This window comes from Escherichia sp. MOD1-EC5950, assembly GCF_002965345.1.
In the GTDB taxonomy this organism is placed as follows: Bacteria; Pseudomonadota; Gammaproteobacteria; order Enterobacterales; family Enterobacteriaceae; genus Escherichia; species Escherichia marmotae.
The window spans coordinates 1-420 of the sequence record NZ_PTSR01000144.1 but is presented as its reverse complement, the minus strand read 5'-3'; the positions used below and the strand labels follow the sequence as shown (position 1 = coordinate 420).

At 59.8% G+C, this 420-nt stretch carries 1 protein-coding gene; it reads right to left on the bottom strand.

Annotated elements, in window-relative coordinates:
• Positions 1-420: conjugative transfer relaxase/helicase TraI domain-containing protein (locus BEA93_RS24730; RefSeq protein ID WP_272897483.1), on the bottom strand; the 420-nt coding region annotated here is incomplete at both ends.

The window sequence follows — 420 nt, the reverse complement described above, 5'->3', positions numbered from 1 at the left end:
TCTGATGCCGTCAGCGTTACGCCATTGTGGCTCTGCTGCAGAACCACAACGCCGGCATCATCACGCCCCAGCCATCTCCCCTGCTCATCCAGTCCCTGCATTCGGCCCTCTTCATCCATACGGATTTCCTGCAACCAGACACCTTGTTGTCTGCCATTCCGGTCATAAGCCGGCCAGGCCACATGCGGTGCAGGGTATTTGCGGCTGCCACTGATGAAGCGGGCTTCACTGTGGTCCGCCAGCCCGGTTTCCCGCAACAACGCCCGCCCCAGCGCATTCTGATTAAGCGCCCGGGCGCTGTCCCACAGATTCTGTGCCGTTGTGGCATGAACATCCTGTTGAGCGTCCAGCACATCATGCGCTGTCTTCCGGCTTTCACTGGCCGCCACGGATGCCAGCCATTTTCCGGTATCATCGGTA